This window comes from Paenalicyclobacillus cellulosilyticus (assembly GCF_014647315.1).
GTDB classification, from domain to species: domain Bacteria; phylum Bacillota; class Bacilli; order Alicyclobacillales; family Alicyclobacillaceae; genus Alicyclobacillus_J; species Alicyclobacillus_J cellulosilyticus.
The window spans coordinates 363-626 of the sequence record NZ_BMOY01000117.1 but is presented as its reverse complement, the minus strand read 5'-3'; the positions used below and the strand labels follow the sequence as shown (position 1 = coordinate 626).

1 protein-coding gene is annotated in these 264 nt (G+C 45.8%); it reads right to left on the bottom strand.

Annotated features, from left to right (window positions below; genetic code table 11):
* Positions 1-264: alanine racemase (locus IEX97_RS13095; RefSeq protein ID WP_188883536.1), on the bottom strand; the 264-nt coding region annotated here is incomplete at both ends.

Here is a 264-nt window from a genome sequence, read left to right as displayed (position 1 = left end):
CCAGTTCGAATATTTCTGCGTCACTAACGCCAGATTTGGAATCTTCACCACTGGTGTTGACTTGAATCAGCACTTGCAATGGTTTGAGTTCTTGCGGACGTTGCTCATTGAGTCGCTGTGCGATCTTAGCGCGATCAATGGTGTGAACCCAATCGAAATGTTCAGCAACAAGTCGCGATTTATTCGATTGAATCGGGCCAATGAAGTGCCATTCGATTCGATTATCTGGATAATGCTCGGCAAAGTGCTGAACTTTACTGACGC